Raw genomic sequence first — 15,236 nt, forward strand, 5'->3', positions numbered from 1 at the left:
TTTACTTACTTTTGCACGCCAATAAAATTGCTCAGCGAACTGTCCTTTTTACGGACTGGTGAGTCAATATTGCGGCTATACTCTGACTTGGTATTGCGATGCAGCACCGGGCCTTATAAACGCAATCAAGCGAGCGCCATCAAAAGTCTGATACTGCGGTTCGGCGGGTGACCCACTGGCAGCCTGATGATACTTGGCTACAATAAATACGATGTGGCGACAGAGGCATTAATACGCTTTGAAGCCAGCCAGCTCGGCAGCTAAAAGATAGCTAACTCAATGCGAAGGCCGCACTGAGCTTTGTGGCCAAGATATTAAATAGCAGAGCCTTCCCGTTGAATAGCAATCCAGGCTTCGATCTTCTTACCAACTTTAATGGGAAGGACTCGCCAATACATAATGAATGGCGTGCCGTCTTTTTTGTAATTGATCGCCTTTCCTTCAAATTTCTTACCCGATTGCAACGCGCTAGTAAGGCGATCTATAACTTTTTTGTCGGTAGCCGCGCCCTGAAGAATACGCGGCGTTTCGCCAATAACTTCTAATGGATCATGACCAGTTAGCTTTTTGAAAGCTTTATTGGCATAGATAATTTTCCCTTTAGCGGTTGCGTCAGTAACTAGGATCGAGTCAAAGCTATTCTCTGCAAGTACCTTTAACAAGGCTAAGCTAGTTTCCGTTTCCGGCAGGGTGGTTTCAATTGTGTACGCCATTTTTATATTCCATTGTGATAGATTATCGACACTGCTGTTACGCAGCATCACTTCATACAGATCTCCGCCGAACCAAAGACGTCTCGTTCAAAAAAGGAGATAAGAGCTTATCGGCATAATTAGTAGATTTGGAATGTTGACGCCGAGCCATCAGCACCAAAAAACAATAACATGCAGACAGCCGAGCAGCACAATCTTATTCAAGCCTAGTCGGCAATATCACCTGACAGCAATAAGAGTCTCTTGAATCTTTTGTGATCCCATATCGCCCCGCAAGGTGTGGTGTAAAATTGAACAAGCATGGGTCAAAATCAGCGCCGCGAAAGGTATTGAAGCTCCGAACTATATAAAAGCCGCGCGCGCTGCGAGATACTCTGTGGCAACACAAGCAGTATAGGCAGCACAGCAGACGAACTACAGGATGATTATTGCGCCGCATTGCCGCGCCGCGTGATAATGAAATAACAGCATGCGAACACTACAAATAATAAGTTATGGAGAGGTAATATGACGACACCCACTAGGCTTGATGTCGCCTTTGACAGTGACGGCACACGCTGCAGCGCATGGCACTATCCGAGTCAGTCTGAGCAAGCTACAAACGCCTGCATTGTAATGGCCCACGGCTTAGGTGGCACCCGCGAGTGCGGTCTTACCCCATACGCTGAACGATTTTCCGCAGAAGGCTATCATGTCGTAGTCTTTGATTATCGCCACTTTGGTGACAGTGACGGCCAGCCCCGCCAACTATTAAAAGTTGATTATCAACTGGCTGATTGGCGCGCAGCCATCGCGTTTGCGCGCCAATTAAAAGGTGTAAACCCCGGGCAAATTATTTTATGGGGAACGTCATTTTCAGGCGGTCATGTTCTTAGTATTGCCGCCGAAGATACCCGCTTGGTAGCGGTTTCAGCACAGGGCCCCATGGTTGACGGTCGCGCCGCCAGCCTAGAAATTTTGAATTACGCCGGCCCTGTTCACTTGGCCAAACTCAGCAGCTACGGCCTTATCGATCAAGTACGCGGCACGCTGGGAATGAGCCCACTTTATATTCCCCTTATTGGCACACCAGGCGAACTTGCAGCAATGAGTAGCAGCGACGCCTTCAGTGGCTATCACGCGATCACCAACCCCGGCTGGCGAAATGAAATGAGCGCGCGCGCCGTGCTGGTTTTGTCGCTGTATCGGCCCATCAGCAACGCCAAGAAAATACGCTGCCCGGCCTTACTCCAAGTCTGCAGCAAAGACACTGTGGCCCCGGCTAAGGCGGCTATTAAAATGGCTAAGCGTATGCCCAACACCGCCACGCTTAAACAATACGACATTGGTCATTTTGACATTTATACCGGCAAGAACTTCGATATAGGCATTGCGGACCAATTAGATTTCTATGCCAACGCCCTGCAAAATGCGCGAGCACTAAAACTATGAGCGACTATCAATTAAAAGACAAAGTCGTCGCCATTACCGGTGCCAGTGGCGGCTTTGGAGCAGTGCTGTGCAAGGCGCTTTACGAACGCGGCGCAAAGCTAGCATTGTTCGATATAGACGACGCGGCCCTCGCGGCACAGCTTGAACATTACCCCGACGCATATAGAGCGAAAAGCTGGCACGCCAATGTCTGTGACACTGACAGCTTGCGAGATGCAATGAACGCCGCCGCCGACTATTTTGGCGGCATCGACGTAGTAATAGCCAACGCAGGTATCGACCTGATAGAGCCACTCACCGCCGACGGTGACGACAACTTCGACCGGGTCATAGATATAAATTTAAATGGCGTATGGCGCACCTTTCGCGCGGCACTGCCACACGTCAAAAAGAGTAGCGGTTACCTCTTGGCCATGTCGTCAATCGCGGCCTTTGTCCACTCACCTCTGCAAGCCTCTTACACCGCCAGCAAGGCGGGGGTTTGGGCGCTTTGCAACAGCGTGCGCCTTGAGCTTCGGCAATACGGCGTTAGCGTCGGCACCCTGCACCCGACTTTTTTCAAAACACCCTTGCTGCAGAATATTTCAGACAACAACGCTGGCAACGCACTGTGGGGAGCACACAAAGAATTCCCCTTCAAAACCGTAGCTATTAATGAGGTCGTTGACGCCGCCATTGCGGCTATTGAGAACCGGGCCCAGATTGTCACCGTGCCACGCATGAACGGCATCATCGCAAGCGCGCCGGGACTATTTCGTAAGTTTATTGAAGGTATTGGCTTTAAAGACAAAAATGTTCGCAAAGCCATGGGCTTTGCGAACGATAAATAACGACAACATACCAATAAAAAAACGACTGGACATTATCATGGCAAACTTCGATTTTACCGGGAAAGTGGTTTTTATTACCGGCGCGGCAGGCGGTATTGGCGCAGCCTGCGCACGGGAATTTTACCGCCACGGCGCAAACTTAGTGCTAACCGACCTTGGCGCCGACGCAATTGATAAGATCGCTAAAGATTTCGATCCGGCAAGAGTACTGAGCCAAACACTAGACGTAACAGATATGGGCGCAACAAAAATAGTGATTGCCAATAGCATAGAAAGATTTGGTCGCCTCGACATCGTATTTGCCAATGCTGGCGTGGCTTGGCAAACACCAAAAACCATTGCCACAGCCGACGAAGCCGAATTTGAACGCATTATCGAAATTGACTTGCTCGGCGTTTGGCGAACTGTTCGCGCCGCACTGCCAGAAATCATCAAAGCCAACGGCCAGATATTAGTGACCTCTTCGGTCTACGCCTTTGGCAATGGCGTCATTAACGCCCCTTACGCTATGTCTAAAGCCGGCGTTGAAAGCTTTGGTCGCAGCCTGCGCGCCGAACTGGCCGGCACCGGCACCACCGCCAGCGTGCTGTACCCAGGGTGGATAAAAACACCCATGACCCGCATCGCCTTTGGCGCCAATGCCACGGCCTCAGAATTAGTCGAGACAGCATTTCCACGTTCATTGAGACGCTTGATCACCCCAGAAACTGTAGCGACTGCTGTGATGCTGGGTTTATCTAAGCGCGCGCCACGTATCATCGTCCCCCGCCGCTGGGCGCCGATCTCGGCCCTGCGCGGCTTATTAAATATGTACACCGACCGCATGTTCGACAAACGCACTGATTTACAACAACTGGTTAGACGCGCCGAGGCGGACCTAAGTAAGGAGTGAGTCGCGCCCAATCAATGCGCGGCCTTTAACTCTTGGTCAAACAAATACACTGCCATTGCTTCACGCTGCTCTGCACTCAGCGGGAAAGCCGGCATCGGCGGTGTCGGCGCGCTAAAAAAATCCGCCAAACTAGCTGCATTGTAGCGTTCACCTAAAGCCTTAATCTCCATCCGCGAGGCCGGCTGATGGCACGCTGCACAATTAAATTGCTGATAGAGCTGCTCGCCCTGCGCAGCCAAACTGGCGCGCTTTTGTGCATTGTAGCCATCGAGAACACCCACACCGGCATCCATCTGCTCGACAGTGGCTGGTAAAGTAAATGATGACTCAAGCCCATCATCTGGAAGAACGCGGTAAATTGAGCCCGAGTAATCATCTGAGATGTAAATTGTGCCATCTCTAGCCTCAGTCACGTCAACAGGCCGACCCAATAAGTTCCCGTTTTGCAAAAACCCGCTGACAAAATCGCTCTCTACAATGCTCCCGTCGGGCTGCCACTTGAGCACCACCACTTTATACCCATCTGGCACGCTCCGATTCCACGAGCCGTGCAAGGCCACCAAGGCACTGCGCTCAAAACCGGCAAGTGTGCTGTGTCGCAAAAACCGAATGCCCAAGGGCGCGTTATGGGCCTTAAAGTCGTGTGCCGGTAACAGGTTCTCTGGCGAATCGGCGGGTAGCTTGTCACCGTAATCAGGGTCAAGTGTCGATGTGTTTATATAGGGCCAGCCGTAGAAGCCGCCCTCTACAATATTATTCAACTCGCAGGGTGGGAAGTCATCACCTAGTAAATCGCGACCATTATCTGTCCCAAACAACTCATTGCTCCACGGCGCCCAATCCAGACCGACGCTATTTCGCAAACCTGTGGCGTAAATGCTTAACTCGCTGCCATCAGGCTTAAAACGCATAACGCTTGCGCGCTGCGGGTCCTCCTCCTCGCATACATTGCAAGTTGACCCTGAACTCAAATATAACCAGCCATCTGAACCCGCCCGCAAAGTCTTGGTCCAGTGATTGCCCTTATCACCCAGTCCAGTCACCACCCTCGTGTAGACGCCACTAACACTGCCAGACACCGCATCAAAAGCAATTCTACCCACCGCATTAGACTCGGCTACGTATAACCAGCCATTAAGGTAATCTATGCCGTGTGGCCGCGTCAGATCACTTAATAGCACGCCAACCTCATCTGGCGATCCATCACGATTGGCATCGGCTTTTAATATCAGTACCTCGCCACTACGAGGACGACTGACCAAAATATCTCCGGCCTCAGTCGCGTACATGAATCTAATTTTACCGAGGCCGGTCGCGTACAAGTCCAATCGAAAACCGTCCGCAACATTCAGCTGCTGACGAACTATCTCCGCACTAGGCTCATCCCCGCCATACCCAAACAAGGCGTTAAGGGCCACCTTCGATGTTGTGGCCAACCCTGATGGACCGTAATGCACCAATAAAAACGGTGTCGCCATTAACACAATCAATACATAGATAATGGAGCGCAGAATTCTCATTGCTATGTTGCATCCCTTAATTCGATTCAAGAACACAGATTAGCCTGATAAGAGCAATATTTACAGCGTCAACAACTCAACAGCCAAGCAGCTATTATCTGCCTAGAATACGAACGCCACAGGAAGTGCTACTGCTTAGAAACTATAAAATTGCTACACTCACGCCCAAGCACTAAGAAGCACACCCTAATAATAGAGACGATAAACCATGATGGATATGAGCGGCGCAGACGGCGAGAAGTGTCCCTTCGACCTAAATTTTGACCCCCAAACATTTAAAGCGGGCGACCTTGTGAGCTACCGAGTGGCAGGCTCAATGATGGATATGCCCTTTGTTGGCGTGCTAGTAGAGGTCCACGACGACCACGTGATGCTCGCACACTACAACGGCACCGACACGCCAGACAGCGATATAATGCGCGGCAGTAAAGCTGACCGCCCAGTAGTAAGCGAAGAAGACGCGCTGAAATAGCGATTCCTTTTTCAATTCAAAAAAAACATCACCCCTAAACGCGCAATACATTAAACAGCTAGCGTAAACCCTAACAAGCACAGCGCTTTTTTAAGCAAACCAGTAAAAAGTGCTTATTTTGTTTTATCTTCAAGAAGCAGTTGCATTACTTAATTTCCATCTCTATACTTCGCGCCCTGTCTTGGAGGAAAAGGCAAAAGATCAGTTGCGGGGTGGAGCAGTCTGGTAGCTCGTCGGGCTCATAACCCGAAGGTCGTAGGTTCGAATCCTGCCCCCGCTACCATATTAAAGAACGGCAAATCAGTTACTTACTGACTTGCCGTTTTTTTTCGCCTGTCGGTTTTTACTCCCCGTGACACTCCGTGACGTTTTCCGTGACACTTTTGAATTCAAACCCGCGCCGAGCAACTGCCTCTATGACCTTCGGTCACCTCGCCACGATTACAGCAGCGATAAAACTCAATATGTGGAAAAAAACTCTTGTGTTTTGAGTGACTGAGTGAGTGAAATGCTGCCAATACAAGCCTCTTAGGCGGAAATCCCGACTTTCTAGCCCACACAAAGGATTTTTGTCTTGTGCAAATCAATATGGCACCGACTACATCACACTCCAAATGAGCCGATAAATGTTTTTGTGTGTCACATAGTCCTTTCGTCACCCAAAATACAAAAAATACCTGCCTGAGGCTACAAGGCATCAAACAAAAGTGGGGAATCAGATTTGAAATCTTGAGAACCGCTCTGTAATGAGAGCTTGAAAGCATCGTAGGGCTTTTCTATAGCTACCCAGAAATCTGGAGAAATCGCATGCGTTGAGTCGCCTTCTGGTAATAAGCGGACGATCAAAAACACCTAATACGCCGAAGATTATTGGTTTTTATACAGCCTCAACGCCCATAGTTATTGAGCGTCTATGTTGTTGTAGAGGCGATCATCGCTCCTCTAATTAGGTGGCCAAATTCACTATGGCACTACACTTTCCAACGCTGAGCGTATGTCGATATTTTCTTGCATGTTTTAATTAAAGAATACCAAGGTATTGCGGCCTGCTTGTTTAGCCTGATACATAGCGATGTCAGCTTGTTTCAGAATGTCTTCTGCTGTTGCACGGTCATGACCGAAAAAAACTGCGCCGATACTCGCGGTACCGTTATGTTCGTGGGTGAAAAGATTGTAGGGGCTGCTGAGGGTAGCGACAATTTTATCGCCCACGATATTCGCAATTGCGGTTGCTTCAGCGAGGGAATTGCCCAAGTTTTCAATAATAAGCACAAATTCGTCTCCCCCAAAACGTGCCGCCGTATCGCCTTTGCGTATACAGGACTCTAGGCGTTGTGCTGTCTGTTCAAGCAGTAAGTCACCGTGTCCATGGCCAAGAGTGTCGTTGATGTCTTTGAATTTATCTAGATCAATAAACATTACCACACTCAAAGAGCGTGTTCGGATGCTGGAATCTATCGCGTGATGGAGACGGTCTATCAAAAGGCGTCTATTCGGTAAGCCAGTAAGCGGATCATAGAAAGCGAGATTATTTAGCTCTGCTGCTCGCTTATCCTTCTCGTCGTTCTGGTACGCAAGTTCTTTGTTGGCAATGGCCAGTTCTGCTGCGCGTTTACCCTTCTCGTCGTTTTGGTAGGCAAGTTCTTTGTTGGCAATGGCCAGTTCTGCTGCGCGCTTACCCTTTTCGTCGTTTTGGTAGGCAAGTTCTTTGTTGGCAATGGCTAGTTCTGCTGCGCGCTTACCCTTCTCGTCGTTTTGGTAGGCAAGTTCTTTGTTGGCAATGGCCAGTTCTGCTGCGCGCTTATCCTTTTCTTTGTTTTGAAAGGCTAGCTCAATATTGGCAATGGCCAGTTCTGCTGCGCGTTTATCCTTCTCGTCGTTTTGGTAGGCTAGCTCAATATTGGCAGTGGCCAGTTCTGCTGCGCGCTTACTCTTCTCGTCGTTTTGGTAGGCAAGTTCTTTGTTGGCAATGGCCAGTTCTGCTGCACGCTTACCCTTCTCGTCGTTTTGGTAGGCAAGTTCTTTGTTGGCACTGGCCAGTTCTGCTGCGCGCTTATCCTTTTCTTTGTTTTGAAAGGCTAGCTCAATATTAGCAATGGCCAGTTCTGCTGCGCGCTTACTCTTCTCGTCGTTTTGGTAGGCAAGTTCTTTGTTGGCAATGGCCAGTTCTGCTGCACGCTTACCCTTCTCGTCGTTTTGGTAGGCAAGTTCTTTGTTGGCACTGGCCAGTTCTGCTGCGCGTTTATCTTTCTCCTCGTTTTGGTAGGCAAGTTCTTTGTTGGCAATGGCCAGTTCCGCTGCGCGTTTATCTTTCTCCTCGTTTTGATGGGCAAGTTCTTTGTTGGCACTGGCCAGTTCTGCTGCGCGTTTACACTTCTCTTGTTGTTGAAAGGCTGGATCGAAAGTAACAATAGCCAGTTCTGCGTTACTACACTTTACTTTCTCCCTGATCATGTTCATGCTCCACGAGGATTATTTGAGATCTCTTTACAAATACATGGATATTCATATAAATCATCCAATTACTGCTATGGTTCAAGGCGTGTTGTATCTAACGCGAGTCTAGCAAGCCCTTTCTAGGGCAGCGTAGGGAAGTAATAAGCACCAACATATTTTTGCGGTGCCCGTGGGGCTTAACAATCCACATAAAATAAGATGTTTTTTTTTGCTTTAGAATAAGGAATAACGCTTATGGCTGAAGGATTAGCGTTTTTCAAGGTAGTTGTCGCCTCAGATTGATTTATGCATCCTTGTTTTCCTCACCCACAACCGCTGGCTTTTCCGCGTTAAGATAAACGTCTTTTATCGGCTCCCAGTTTCTAATATGACCGCTCCAACGCATTAGATTCTCTAATCGGGCTTGTTCGTGCACCTGTTTCCGGTAGGCCAGTATTTTGGCGTCTTCTGCTGCATGGCGCTGGACTGGCGTAACAAACTTAATCGCGCTATGCCGATGCTCCTTGTTATACCATTCGACAAAATCGTGTACCCAGACCCGCGCGGCATGTAAGTCCGTAAACGGTTGCGCAGGATAGCTGGGGCGATATTTCAAGGCGCGAAACAGGGATTCAGAATAATGGTTGTCATTGCTCACCGATGGCCGACTGAACGTCGACATGATCCCCAGCTGTTGCAATATTGCGAGCATCGCCGCTAGGCTGCCATTGTTAGAATGAAGTGTAACTTGATGGCGGGTGAACCCTATCGTCCTTCAGAATACGGTATAGCGTCGATTTAGAACCAATATAGCGGCCTTCATCGGCCCGCGTGGGGACAATTTGGCTCGGTGCCAAGTCAGCGTACTCCGGCTAGTTCACCAGTTTGATGATGCGCTGTCGTTCCAGTGCCGATAGCTTATTCGCGGGTGTGTGCAGAGTATCTTGTCGGCTATTCAGTGTTCCCCGACTTCGATAGTAGTCATTGATGCTCCCTTAGAATTTTCTAATGGACGCCCAACAGTATTATTCAGAAGACTTGCGCCTTATATCACTTTGTGACCTTATGAAAGGATGGGCTTAAGCATGAATTAAAAAATATAATGGAATTCAATAAGATAACTTCTTCGCAATTATAACGAGAGCAGGACAAGCGAAGACTATTCCCTTATTTTTATAAATTATTCCTTTTCCAAAACATCCCGCGTTTATTATAAATGTCAATGAATTAAGTAACTCGTTAATTTATTAATGGGGATCGCTCTACTGTTCACATAGCTTAAAAGGTGCAGATACAGTAAGCATTTTGGGTTCTTAACCACTGGCGTTCAAGGCGGGAAAGGCGTTTTGAGACCGGCATATAGCCTATTTTCTTGACCGATTATGTTGATGACTAGGAATTCAAGGACTGACCGCTAATGTGACGCAGGAGCCTTTCGTACTAGATTTTCATGCCGCATGTCTTGGTCTGATAATAAGCGGACGGTCAAAACTACGTATCCGACAGAAGCCGTAGGTTTTTCTACCGCCTCATAGGGGCGACAACAAGCGCGTGTTAAGAGGCATATTAACTGGAATTTACCGCATTAGTGATAGCTAGTGATATTAACGTGCTGACAGTCTCAGATGTCTTTGACTTCGCGAACGCAACGAGCCGCTCTCCTATAGATTCTGAGCCCTCAAGGGACTCCGGGATTTTACGAAGAGTTGCAAGGCCCTTCTCGCTAAGTACAAGATCGAACACCGGGCCGCTGGAAGTACATAAATCCTCAGCTATCCAAATATACCCTGCTGTATTTAGCCACTTAACGGTACTACTAAAATACACAGGGAAATTAAACTCCCCTTCATCGTCAAGCTCTTTTATGAGCTGCTCAAGAAAAGAATCGGGTGTAAGCCTAATCGGCACAGGGAACTCTTCAAAAAGCTTCGCAAACAGCAATCCCGTTAGACGGTTGAAATTATCCATGAAGCGCCTCTTAACAGTTTATTATAACGACTCAGGCCATATATCGCTTTGGCGCCTTATCAAGGAGTGAGCTTCAGCGTTGATGGCGAAACTTTATGAAATTCAATGAGGTCGCGACCTCGCAACTCGAGAGCCCCGGTCAAACGAAGATTAACTCCTTATATCTCTGTCAAACATCCCTTTCCCCTGATCATATCGCATTATTTATAAATTTCAGTGAATTAAGTAGCCCTTTAATGTGTTAATGGGTAGTACTCTCTTGTTCACATGCCTTAATGACGTGGAAACAGCGACTGACTGCTTTTGTGACGCAACAGCCTTTCATACCGCATGTCCTAGTCTGGTAATAAGCGGACGGTCAAAATTACGTATTTTGATGAAAGTCGTATGGTTATCTACGACCTTAACGTCGCATTTCAGCGGAATTTTACAGAGCGAAGCGGCGCAAAATTTCCGACTAAAAATGCCTTGTTAAGCCATTTTTCAAATTTAACTGCTCTCTGCTGTATTATGAAATTAAACTCTTCTTCTTCTTCGATGCTCATATATATCACATCTAAGGGCAACCTGTGTTCAAGTGCATTAATCATTTTTTTAAGACCTTGAAGTTCCTGTGTGTCTTCATAAGTAATGAGCAAATCAACATCTGATATATTTTTATTTGACTGTATTATCGATCCAAATAAGTAGAGTCTTGACTTAAATTTCTTCAACTGATTTTTTTGAATATATTCATTTAGTATTTGGATAGCCTTAAATTTATCCACTGTTAAGGGCTCCAAGTAATTGACGCCACATTAGAACTCCAGCACCTGCATGACAAGCTGCTTCTGATGCAGCTTCTGAAAGCCGACAATTAGGGTTTGAAGCAAGAAAAAAATCACATTCACCATATTTTTCTATTCCTGACCTTAACGTATCAGCGGTGAGATCATATTCGTTTAGCGCTAAAACGCGCAATGGCTTCGCTACATGTCTACTAATTATATAACTTCGACTGTTAGCCCTTATTACATTATTTACGGCAGAATGCTGTTGCAGGCCGCGCATTATAAATCGAACTTCTTTAGGAATATACTCTCGAAAAATATTTTCATTGATTGCTATATATAGGTCACCCAAACCACCGACTCCAAACCGTGAGCTAGCTGCAAAATCCAGTACATCTCCATCAATAAAAGCGTCTTTAGGAATGTTTAATAAAAAGTCAATGTTAAATTTACTGCAAGAACTAGGCATATTAGACATAATTAAACGCCTGTTAGACATAGTGGCCACAGTAATATCTGGCACATATTCTTTAACGGTAAGCTGGATCAAATTATCACCAGAAGGTACTGCTTCTAATACTTTATCGTTGGATATTAGCTTTTCGCAGATCCATGCTGCTGTCCATGAATCTGAGTTGGTCATTTAAACTCTTCCATAAATATCGAATCAAACCCACTAGGAAACTGCTTACCATTTTGATCGCCACCAGCAAGATGTTTAGCCTCAAAATCATCTACATGCTGCCGAAATTGTTCAAGCATAATATGTTCTTCCTGACTTAAGTTGACTGTGTTTGCCTCACAAAGCCCAAGAATCTTTCTATTATTTGGGATGATTTTTGTCCGTATCTTACGAATCCATTGCTCAGGCATTGTGCTCTCAGGATTGAATCTCTCATCCGTTAAGGGGCCATACTCTTGAAAAATTATACTATTCTCTCGTAATAGTGGTTCCAATACACTTCTCGCCTTGAACTGTAGGTACGCATCCCAAATGCATTTTTAACAATCTCCTTATGATTTCTTTTCCATTCAAGAATTGTCTCTACAGGATACTGCTCTTCCGCTTTATCGATAATCGTATGGCACGTAGGGCAGAGAAGGATAAGGTTTTCATACTGTCTTTTTTTCTCCGGTGTCAATATATTTTCAGAACGCGGCCCTTGACCACCAGCGCTAATGACATGGGCAATCTCTCCAACATGAATAACATCATCAACAAACTCTCGAAATATTTCAGTCAAACATTCTGGGTTTGCACAGAACCCACCGGAATCTGCAAACAATCTAAGTTTAGTAGTTGTTGTAGGAGCAATTCTTCCATGTACGCAAGTCATTGAATTCTCATTTAAAGCCTAACGCCTTTGTCACAGGCTAAATTGTACTGGATTTTTTTTGGCATATAATTGCGCAGCAATGCCAAAAAGCGGAACAGGTAATTTAATCCTGTACACAAACTTGTTAAGCCTAGCCTGTTATGCCGTAAGTAATGCAAATATATGCTGCCAAAACACCGCCAACAGTATTAAGGATTAATGATGCAGTAATACTTGCACTTGTTTTATACATTGCCTTAGTAGCATTAGCTAATGATTTATTTTGCTGCTGAATATCACCGCTGGTTATCCCTAAAATTGAGAATCTGCTTGCTCTATGGTAATAATATTCAACATGATCCTGCAGATATTGACCAACATAATGTACAACCCTGTAACCAAGAAAACCTATTAATAAATAATTTATTAGGTACAAGAAAATTTCTCTACTAACCAAACCCTCTTGCCCTAAAATAGACGATAAATTTGCGTACAAAATAAGCAATAATAAATACACATTTGGCAGGAGAGTTTTTGTCCATTTAGAAATTTTGAATATCGTTTTTCTGTGCTTTTCGAAAACAGGAAATACGGACTCGAGTTTATTCCTTGTTTTAACCCATTTAGAAACAATATTCATTAATTCCTGACTTAAAACTGCATTCGAGAAATTAATAACGCACATAATTGCAGCATGTTCTTTTTGTCGAGAGTCTAGCTCTTCTGGGTCACTTGTTAGCATGGTTTGAAGAAATAACATTGGGTTAGCAGGAGAACTCAATCTTAGAACAATTGAATGTGGCTGCGATTAAGTTTTTCCAGGAAATTGTATATTGTAATCCCATCTAAATATTGCAGATTCAGTTCTGTCATCCATTTCAGTGTCAAATCTTTCTAAGTCGCTGAATGATGCTATATCTCTTGATCTGCCTTCTGAGAAATTTAGTGTAGCGCTGAAACTAAAATCAGTGACACTATGATTAATGCCTAACTTCTCTTCCAACTTTGAATTAAGTTTTATTACGTCATCAATGCCAACTAGAACATCATCGTTAAATAATTCAGTTAGTGAATTCTTTTTACCTGTTACTGCCCTGAATGATAGCTTTAAACCATCACCTTGATTTATGGCGACTTCACTCCTTTCTGCACTTTCGATTATTTCCTGCATTATTTTTCCTTATTTGGCTTAACAGTTTATTATAACGACTCAGGCCATATATCACTTTGGCCCCCTTATCACGGAACTGGCTTTTACGTTGATTGAAAAATTATTGGGAATTCAATGAGATAGCGGCCTAGCTATTAGCGAGTGCCAGTCAAACGAAGACTAATTCCCTTTATTTCTGCCAAATATTCCTTTCCCTTGATCATATCGCGTTTTTTATAAATTTCAATGGGTTAAGTGATTCCCCAATGTGTTAATGGGAAGCACTCTCTTGTTCACTTGTCTCGCCGACGCGGAAACAGTGACTGACTACTATTGTGACGTTAGAGCCCGTCAAATTGCGTTTATAGAAATTTTTTATAATCCAATAAACCCCACACGATGTATCACCGAATAAATATGAAGAAGCGTATTTTTGTGGACTCAGCCCATGTCTAATAAAGGATGGGAAGTCCAAAGGGGATTTTCTGGAGATAGAAAAGGCAACACCTGACTTATACTTACCATCAAGGTGCTCTGAGCCTGCGATGAACATGTCGCCGAGGAATGCCATTATCTACTCCTTAGATCAAACGGCCTGTTGAACAGCTTATTATGTGCTTTTAACTAATCACTCGATTGTAAGCTACTTATAAACGAATCAACGCTGTCAGGCATTCCTTCTAAGATTAAAACGTCTCCTTGGACAAGATCCCATTCAGCCTTTGATTCACAACAAATATGTGCGACAACTTTTGCGTTTGCGCTATCTATTAATCCCATTGGTATCCAGAAGTAGCTTGTTTCCCTAAGGCGATTTGGGACTGGACAACCACAGCGGTTGCAAAAGTCTGACGTAAAGCCAGAATCTTTGTTCCAATGCGTAATCGAGTCAGTACCGTTTAACCATTTGAAATTTGATTCGTGGATCATTGTAGCAGTGTTGGAAGTTGAACCTGACTGCCTTTGGCATAATTTGCAGTGACATTGATATAGCTTTGTTATCTCTCCTGAAACTTCAAAGTTAACATTCCCACAATTACATGTTCCTTTCATACCGACCCTTGATAATTTCTGATGACTCTGCAAATGCACTTAACAGTTAGTTATAGAGACTCGCGCGCCTCTATAACTTTGGCCCCCTTATCAAAGTTGGGGCTGCAGTATGGATTGAAAAATATTAGGGAATTCACTGAGATGGCGGCTTCGCTATTGGCGATCGTCCGACAAACGAAGACTAATTCCCTTTATTTCTGCCAGATAATCCTTTCCCCTGATCATCTCGCGTTTTATATAAATTTCAATAAGTTAAGTAACTCGCCAACGTGTTAATGGGAATAGCTCTACTGCTCACATTGCTTAAAAGTGCAAATGCAGTAAGCAATCAGGGTGCTTAACCGGTGACGTTCGCGGAGGGAAAAGCGTTTTTAGCCCGGCAAATAGCATATTCTCTTGACCGATTATGTTGATGGTTAAAAATTCAATAGATGACCGCTATTGTGACACTGGCGCCAACCCCGTGTAGGAGCATAGCAATACGCTTGCGGTTCCCCCACCGCAGGTAGGTAGCTTCGTTAAGGACGATGACACTATCGGAAGTTGGCAGCTGCTCAGGTCGGATCGCGTATTTTCTTGGTCGCTGAAGTAAACCCGCAGACCATTGTCCCGTTTGGCGCGGGGCAATATAACTTAAAATCCCAATACATAAAGGTAAGATTTTCTGAAGCATTTAATTTCCCCT

The 15,236-nt window shown here is 45.4% G+C and carries 17 protein-coding genes and 1 tRNA gene; 5 read left to right on the plus strand and 13 right to left on the minus strand.

What is annotated here, in order from left to right; all coding sequences use genetic code 11:
* Positions 1-314: 314 nt before the first annotated feature.
* Positions 315-761 carry a PAS domain-containing protein gene (locus ACI955_RS08530; RefSeq protein WP_415243367.1) on the minus strand — a complete coding sequence of 149 codons (447 nt, stop codon included), beginning with the start codon at positions 759-761 and terminating at the stop codon, positions 315-317.
* Between the two features lie 459 nt (positions 762-1,220).
* Here ACI955_RS08530 and ACI955_RS08535 point away from each other — a divergent pair, with 459 nt between their 5' ends.
* From ACI955_RS08535 to ACI955_RS08545, 3 genes are read left to right on the plus strand one after another with little or no spacing between them, the layout of a single operon-like run.
* Positions 1,221-2,144, plus strand: a complete 924-nt coding sequence (locus tag ACI955_RS08535; protein WP_415243320.1) for an alpha/beta hydrolase — start codon at positions 1,221-1,223, stop codon at positions 2,142-2,144.
* Positions 2,141-2,974: an SDR family NAD(P)-dependent oxidoreductase gene (locus ACI955_RS08540; protein ID WP_415243321.1), complete on the plus strand. Its 834-nt coding sequence runs from the start codon at positions 2,141-2,143 to the stop codon at positions 2,972-2,974. Before ACI955_RS08535 ends, ACI955_RS08540 begins: the two co-directional genes overlap by 4 nt.
* 37 nt (positions 2,975-3,011) lie before the next feature.
* Complete coding sequence (locus ACI955_RS08545) at positions 3,012-3,866, plus strand: SDR family NAD(P)-dependent oxidoreductase (RefSeq protein ID WP_415243322.1); 855 nt, start codon at positions 3,012-3,014, stop codon at positions 3,864-3,866.
* Between the two features lie 11 nt (positions 3,867-3,877).
* Here ACI955_RS08545 and ACI955_RS08550 read toward each other — a convergent pair whose 3' ends face one another.
* Positions 3,878-5,386 (minus strand): PQQ-dependent sugar dehydrogenase, encoded by a 1,509-nt coding sequence (locus ACI955_RS08550; RefSeq protein ID WP_415243323.1) that lies wholly within the window; start codon positions 5,384-5,386, stop codon positions 3,878-3,880.
* Positions 5,387-5,594: 208 nt separating this feature from the next.
* Between ACI955_RS08550 and ACI955_RS08555 the strand changes: the two genes are divergently transcribed.
* Positions 5,595-5,858 (plus strand): hypothetical protein, encoded by a 264-nt coding sequence (locus tag ACI955_RS08555; RefSeq protein ID WP_415243324.1) that lies wholly within the window; start codon positions 5,595-5,597, stop codon positions 5,856-5,858.
* Positions 5,859-6,064: 206 nt separating this feature from the next.
* Positions 6,065-6,141: transfer RNA gene (locus ACI955_RS08560), tRNA-Met, on the plus strand.
* A 734-nt stretch (positions 6,142-6,875) separates the two neighbouring features.
* Here the strand turns inward: ACI955_RS08560 and ACI955_RS08565 are convergent.
* The 11 genes from ACI955_RS08565 to ACI955_RS08615 form a co-directional block, all read right to left on the minus strand.
* A complete protein-coding gene (locus ACI955_RS08565) occupies positions 6,876-8,312 on the minus strand; it encodes a diguanylate cyclase domain-containing protein (RefSeq protein ID WP_415243325.1) in 1,437 nt (478 codons plus the stop codon).
* A gap of 286 nt (positions 8,313-8,598) precedes the next feature.
* The gene (locus tag ACI955_RS08570) at positions 8,599-8,976 is read right to left on the minus strand and encodes an integrase core domain-containing protein (RefSeq protein ID WP_415243326.1); all 378 of its coding nucleotides are present in this window, start codon (positions 8,974-8,976) and stop codon (positions 8,599-8,601) included.
* Between the two features lie 884 nt (positions 8,977-9,860).
* Positions 9,861-10,262 (minus strand): hypothetical protein, encoded by a 402-nt coding sequence (locus ACI955_RS08575; protein ID WP_415243327.1) that lies wholly within the window; start codon positions 10,260-10,262, stop codon positions 9,861-9,863.
* 416 nt (positions 10,263-10,678) lie between these two features.
* A complete protein-coding gene (locus ACI955_RS08580) occupies positions 10,679-11,029 on the minus strand; it encodes a nucleotidyltransferase domain-containing protein (RefSeq protein WP_415243328.1) in 351 nt (116 codons plus the stop codon).
* Entirely contained in the window at positions 11,022-11,675 is a 654-nt protein-coding gene (locus ACI955_RS08585; protein ID WP_415243329.1) for a hypothetical protein, read from the minus strand. Before ACI955_RS08585 ends, ACI955_RS08580 begins: the two co-directional genes overlap by 8 nt.
* Complete coding sequence (locus ACI955_RS08590) at positions 11,672-11,905, minus strand: hypothetical protein (RefSeq protein ID WP_415243330.1); 234 nt, start codon at positions 11,903-11,905, stop codon at positions 11,672-11,674. The genes ACI955_RS08585 and ACI955_RS08590 overlap by 4 nt, the downstream gene beginning before the upstream one ends.
* Positions 11,906-11,958: 53 nt before the next feature.
* Entirely contained in the window at positions 11,959-12,369 is a 411-nt protein-coding gene (locus tag ACI955_RS08595; protein WP_415243331.1) for a hypothetical protein, read from the minus strand.
* 130 nt (positions 12,370-12,499) lie between these two features.
* Entirely contained in the window at positions 12,500-13,108 is a 609-nt protein-coding gene (locus ACI955_RS08600; protein WP_415243332.1) for a hypothetical protein, read from the minus strand.
* A gap of 48 nt (positions 13,109-13,156) precedes the next feature.
* The gene (locus tag ACI955_RS08605) at positions 13,157-13,519 is read right to left on the minus strand and encodes a hypothetical protein (protein ID WP_415243333.1); all 363 of its coding nucleotides are present in this window, start codon (positions 13,517-13,519) and stop codon (positions 13,157-13,159) included.
* Between the two features lie 603 nt (positions 13,520-14,122).
* Positions 14,123-14,551 (minus strand): GFA family protein, encoded by a 429-nt coding sequence (locus tag ACI955_RS08610; protein WP_415243334.1) that lies wholly within the window; start codon positions 14,549-14,551, stop codon positions 14,123-14,125.
* Positions 14,552-14,975: 424 nt separating this feature from the next.
* Positions 14,976-15,224 (minus strand): hypothetical protein, encoded by a 249-nt coding sequence (locus tag ACI955_RS08615; RefSeq protein WP_415243335.1) that lies wholly within the window; start codon positions 15,222-15,224, stop codon positions 14,976-14,978.
* Between the last annotated feature and the right edge of the window lie 12 nt (positions 15,225-15,236).

This window comes from Zhongshania sp., assembly GCF_047636175.1.
GTDB lineage: Bacteria > Pseudomonadota > Gammaproteobacteria > Pseudomonadales > Spongiibacteraceae > Spongiibacter.

Bases quoted from the DNA above. Each gene is read 5' to 3' on its own strand.
- ACI955_RS08565 (WP_415243325.1), bottom strand. From the start codon at position 8,312: ATGATCAGGGAGAAAGTAAAGTGTAGTAACGCAGAACTGGCTATTGTT.
- ACI955_RS08585 (WP_415243329.1), bottom strand. From the start codon at position 11,675: ATGACCAACTCAGATTCATGGACAGCAGCATGGATCTGCGAAAAGCTA.
- ACI955_RS08530 (WP_415243367.1), bottom strand. From the start codon at position 761: ATGCTGCGTAACAGCAGTGTCGATAATCTATCACAATGGAATATAAAA.
- ACI955_RS08615 (WP_415243335.1), bottom strand. From the start codon at position 15,224: ATGCTTCAGAAAATCTTACCTTTATGTATTGGGATTTTAAGTTATATT.
- ACI955_RS08555 (WP_415243324.1), top strand. From the start codon at position 5,595: ATGATGGATATGAGCGGCGCAGACGGCGAGAAGTGTCCCTTCGACCTA.
- ACI955_RS08570 (WP_415243326.1), bottom strand. From the start codon at position 8,976: ATGTCGACGTTCAGTCGGCCATCGGTGAGCAATGACAACCATTATTCT.
- ACI955_RS08590 (WP_415243330.1), bottom strand. From the start codon at position 11,905: ATGCCTGAGCAATGGATTCGTAAGATACGGACAAAAATCATCCCAAAT.
- ACI955_RS08605 (WP_415243333.1), bottom strand. From the start codon at position 13,519: ATGCAGGAAATAATCGAAAGTGCAGAAAGGAGTGAAGTCGCCATAAAT.
- ACI955_RS08535 (WP_415243320.1), top strand. From the start codon at position 1,221: ATGACGACACCCACTAGGCTTGATGTCGCCTTTGACAGTGACGGCACA.
- ACI955_RS08540 (WP_415243321.1), top strand. From the start codon at position 2,141: ATGAGCGACTATCAATTAAAAGACAAAGTCGTCGCCATTACCGGTGCC.
- ACI955_RS08545 (WP_415243322.1), top strand. From the start codon at position 3,012: ATGGCAAACTTCGATTTTACCGGGAAAGTGGTTTTTATTACCGGCGCG.
- ACI955_RS08550 (WP_415243323.1), bottom strand. From the start codon at position 5,386: ATGAGAATTCTGCGCTCCATTATCTATGTATTGATTGTGTTAATGGCG.
- ACI955_RS08600 (WP_415243332.1), bottom strand. From the start codon at position 13,108: ATGTTATTTCTTCAAACCATGCTAACAAGTGACCCAGAAGAGCTAGAC.
- ACI955_RS08610 (WP_415243334.1), bottom strand. From the start codon at position 14,551: ATGAAAGGAACATGTAATTGTGGGAATGTTAACTTTGAAGTTTCAGGA.
- ACI955_RS08595 (WP_415243331.1), bottom strand. From the start codon at position 12,369: ATGACTTGCGTACATGGAAGAATTGCTCCTACAACAACTACTAAACTT.
- ACI955_RS08575 (WP_415243327.1), bottom strand. From the start codon at position 10,262: ATGGATAATTTCAACCGTCTAACGGGATTGCTGTTTGCGAAGCTTTTT.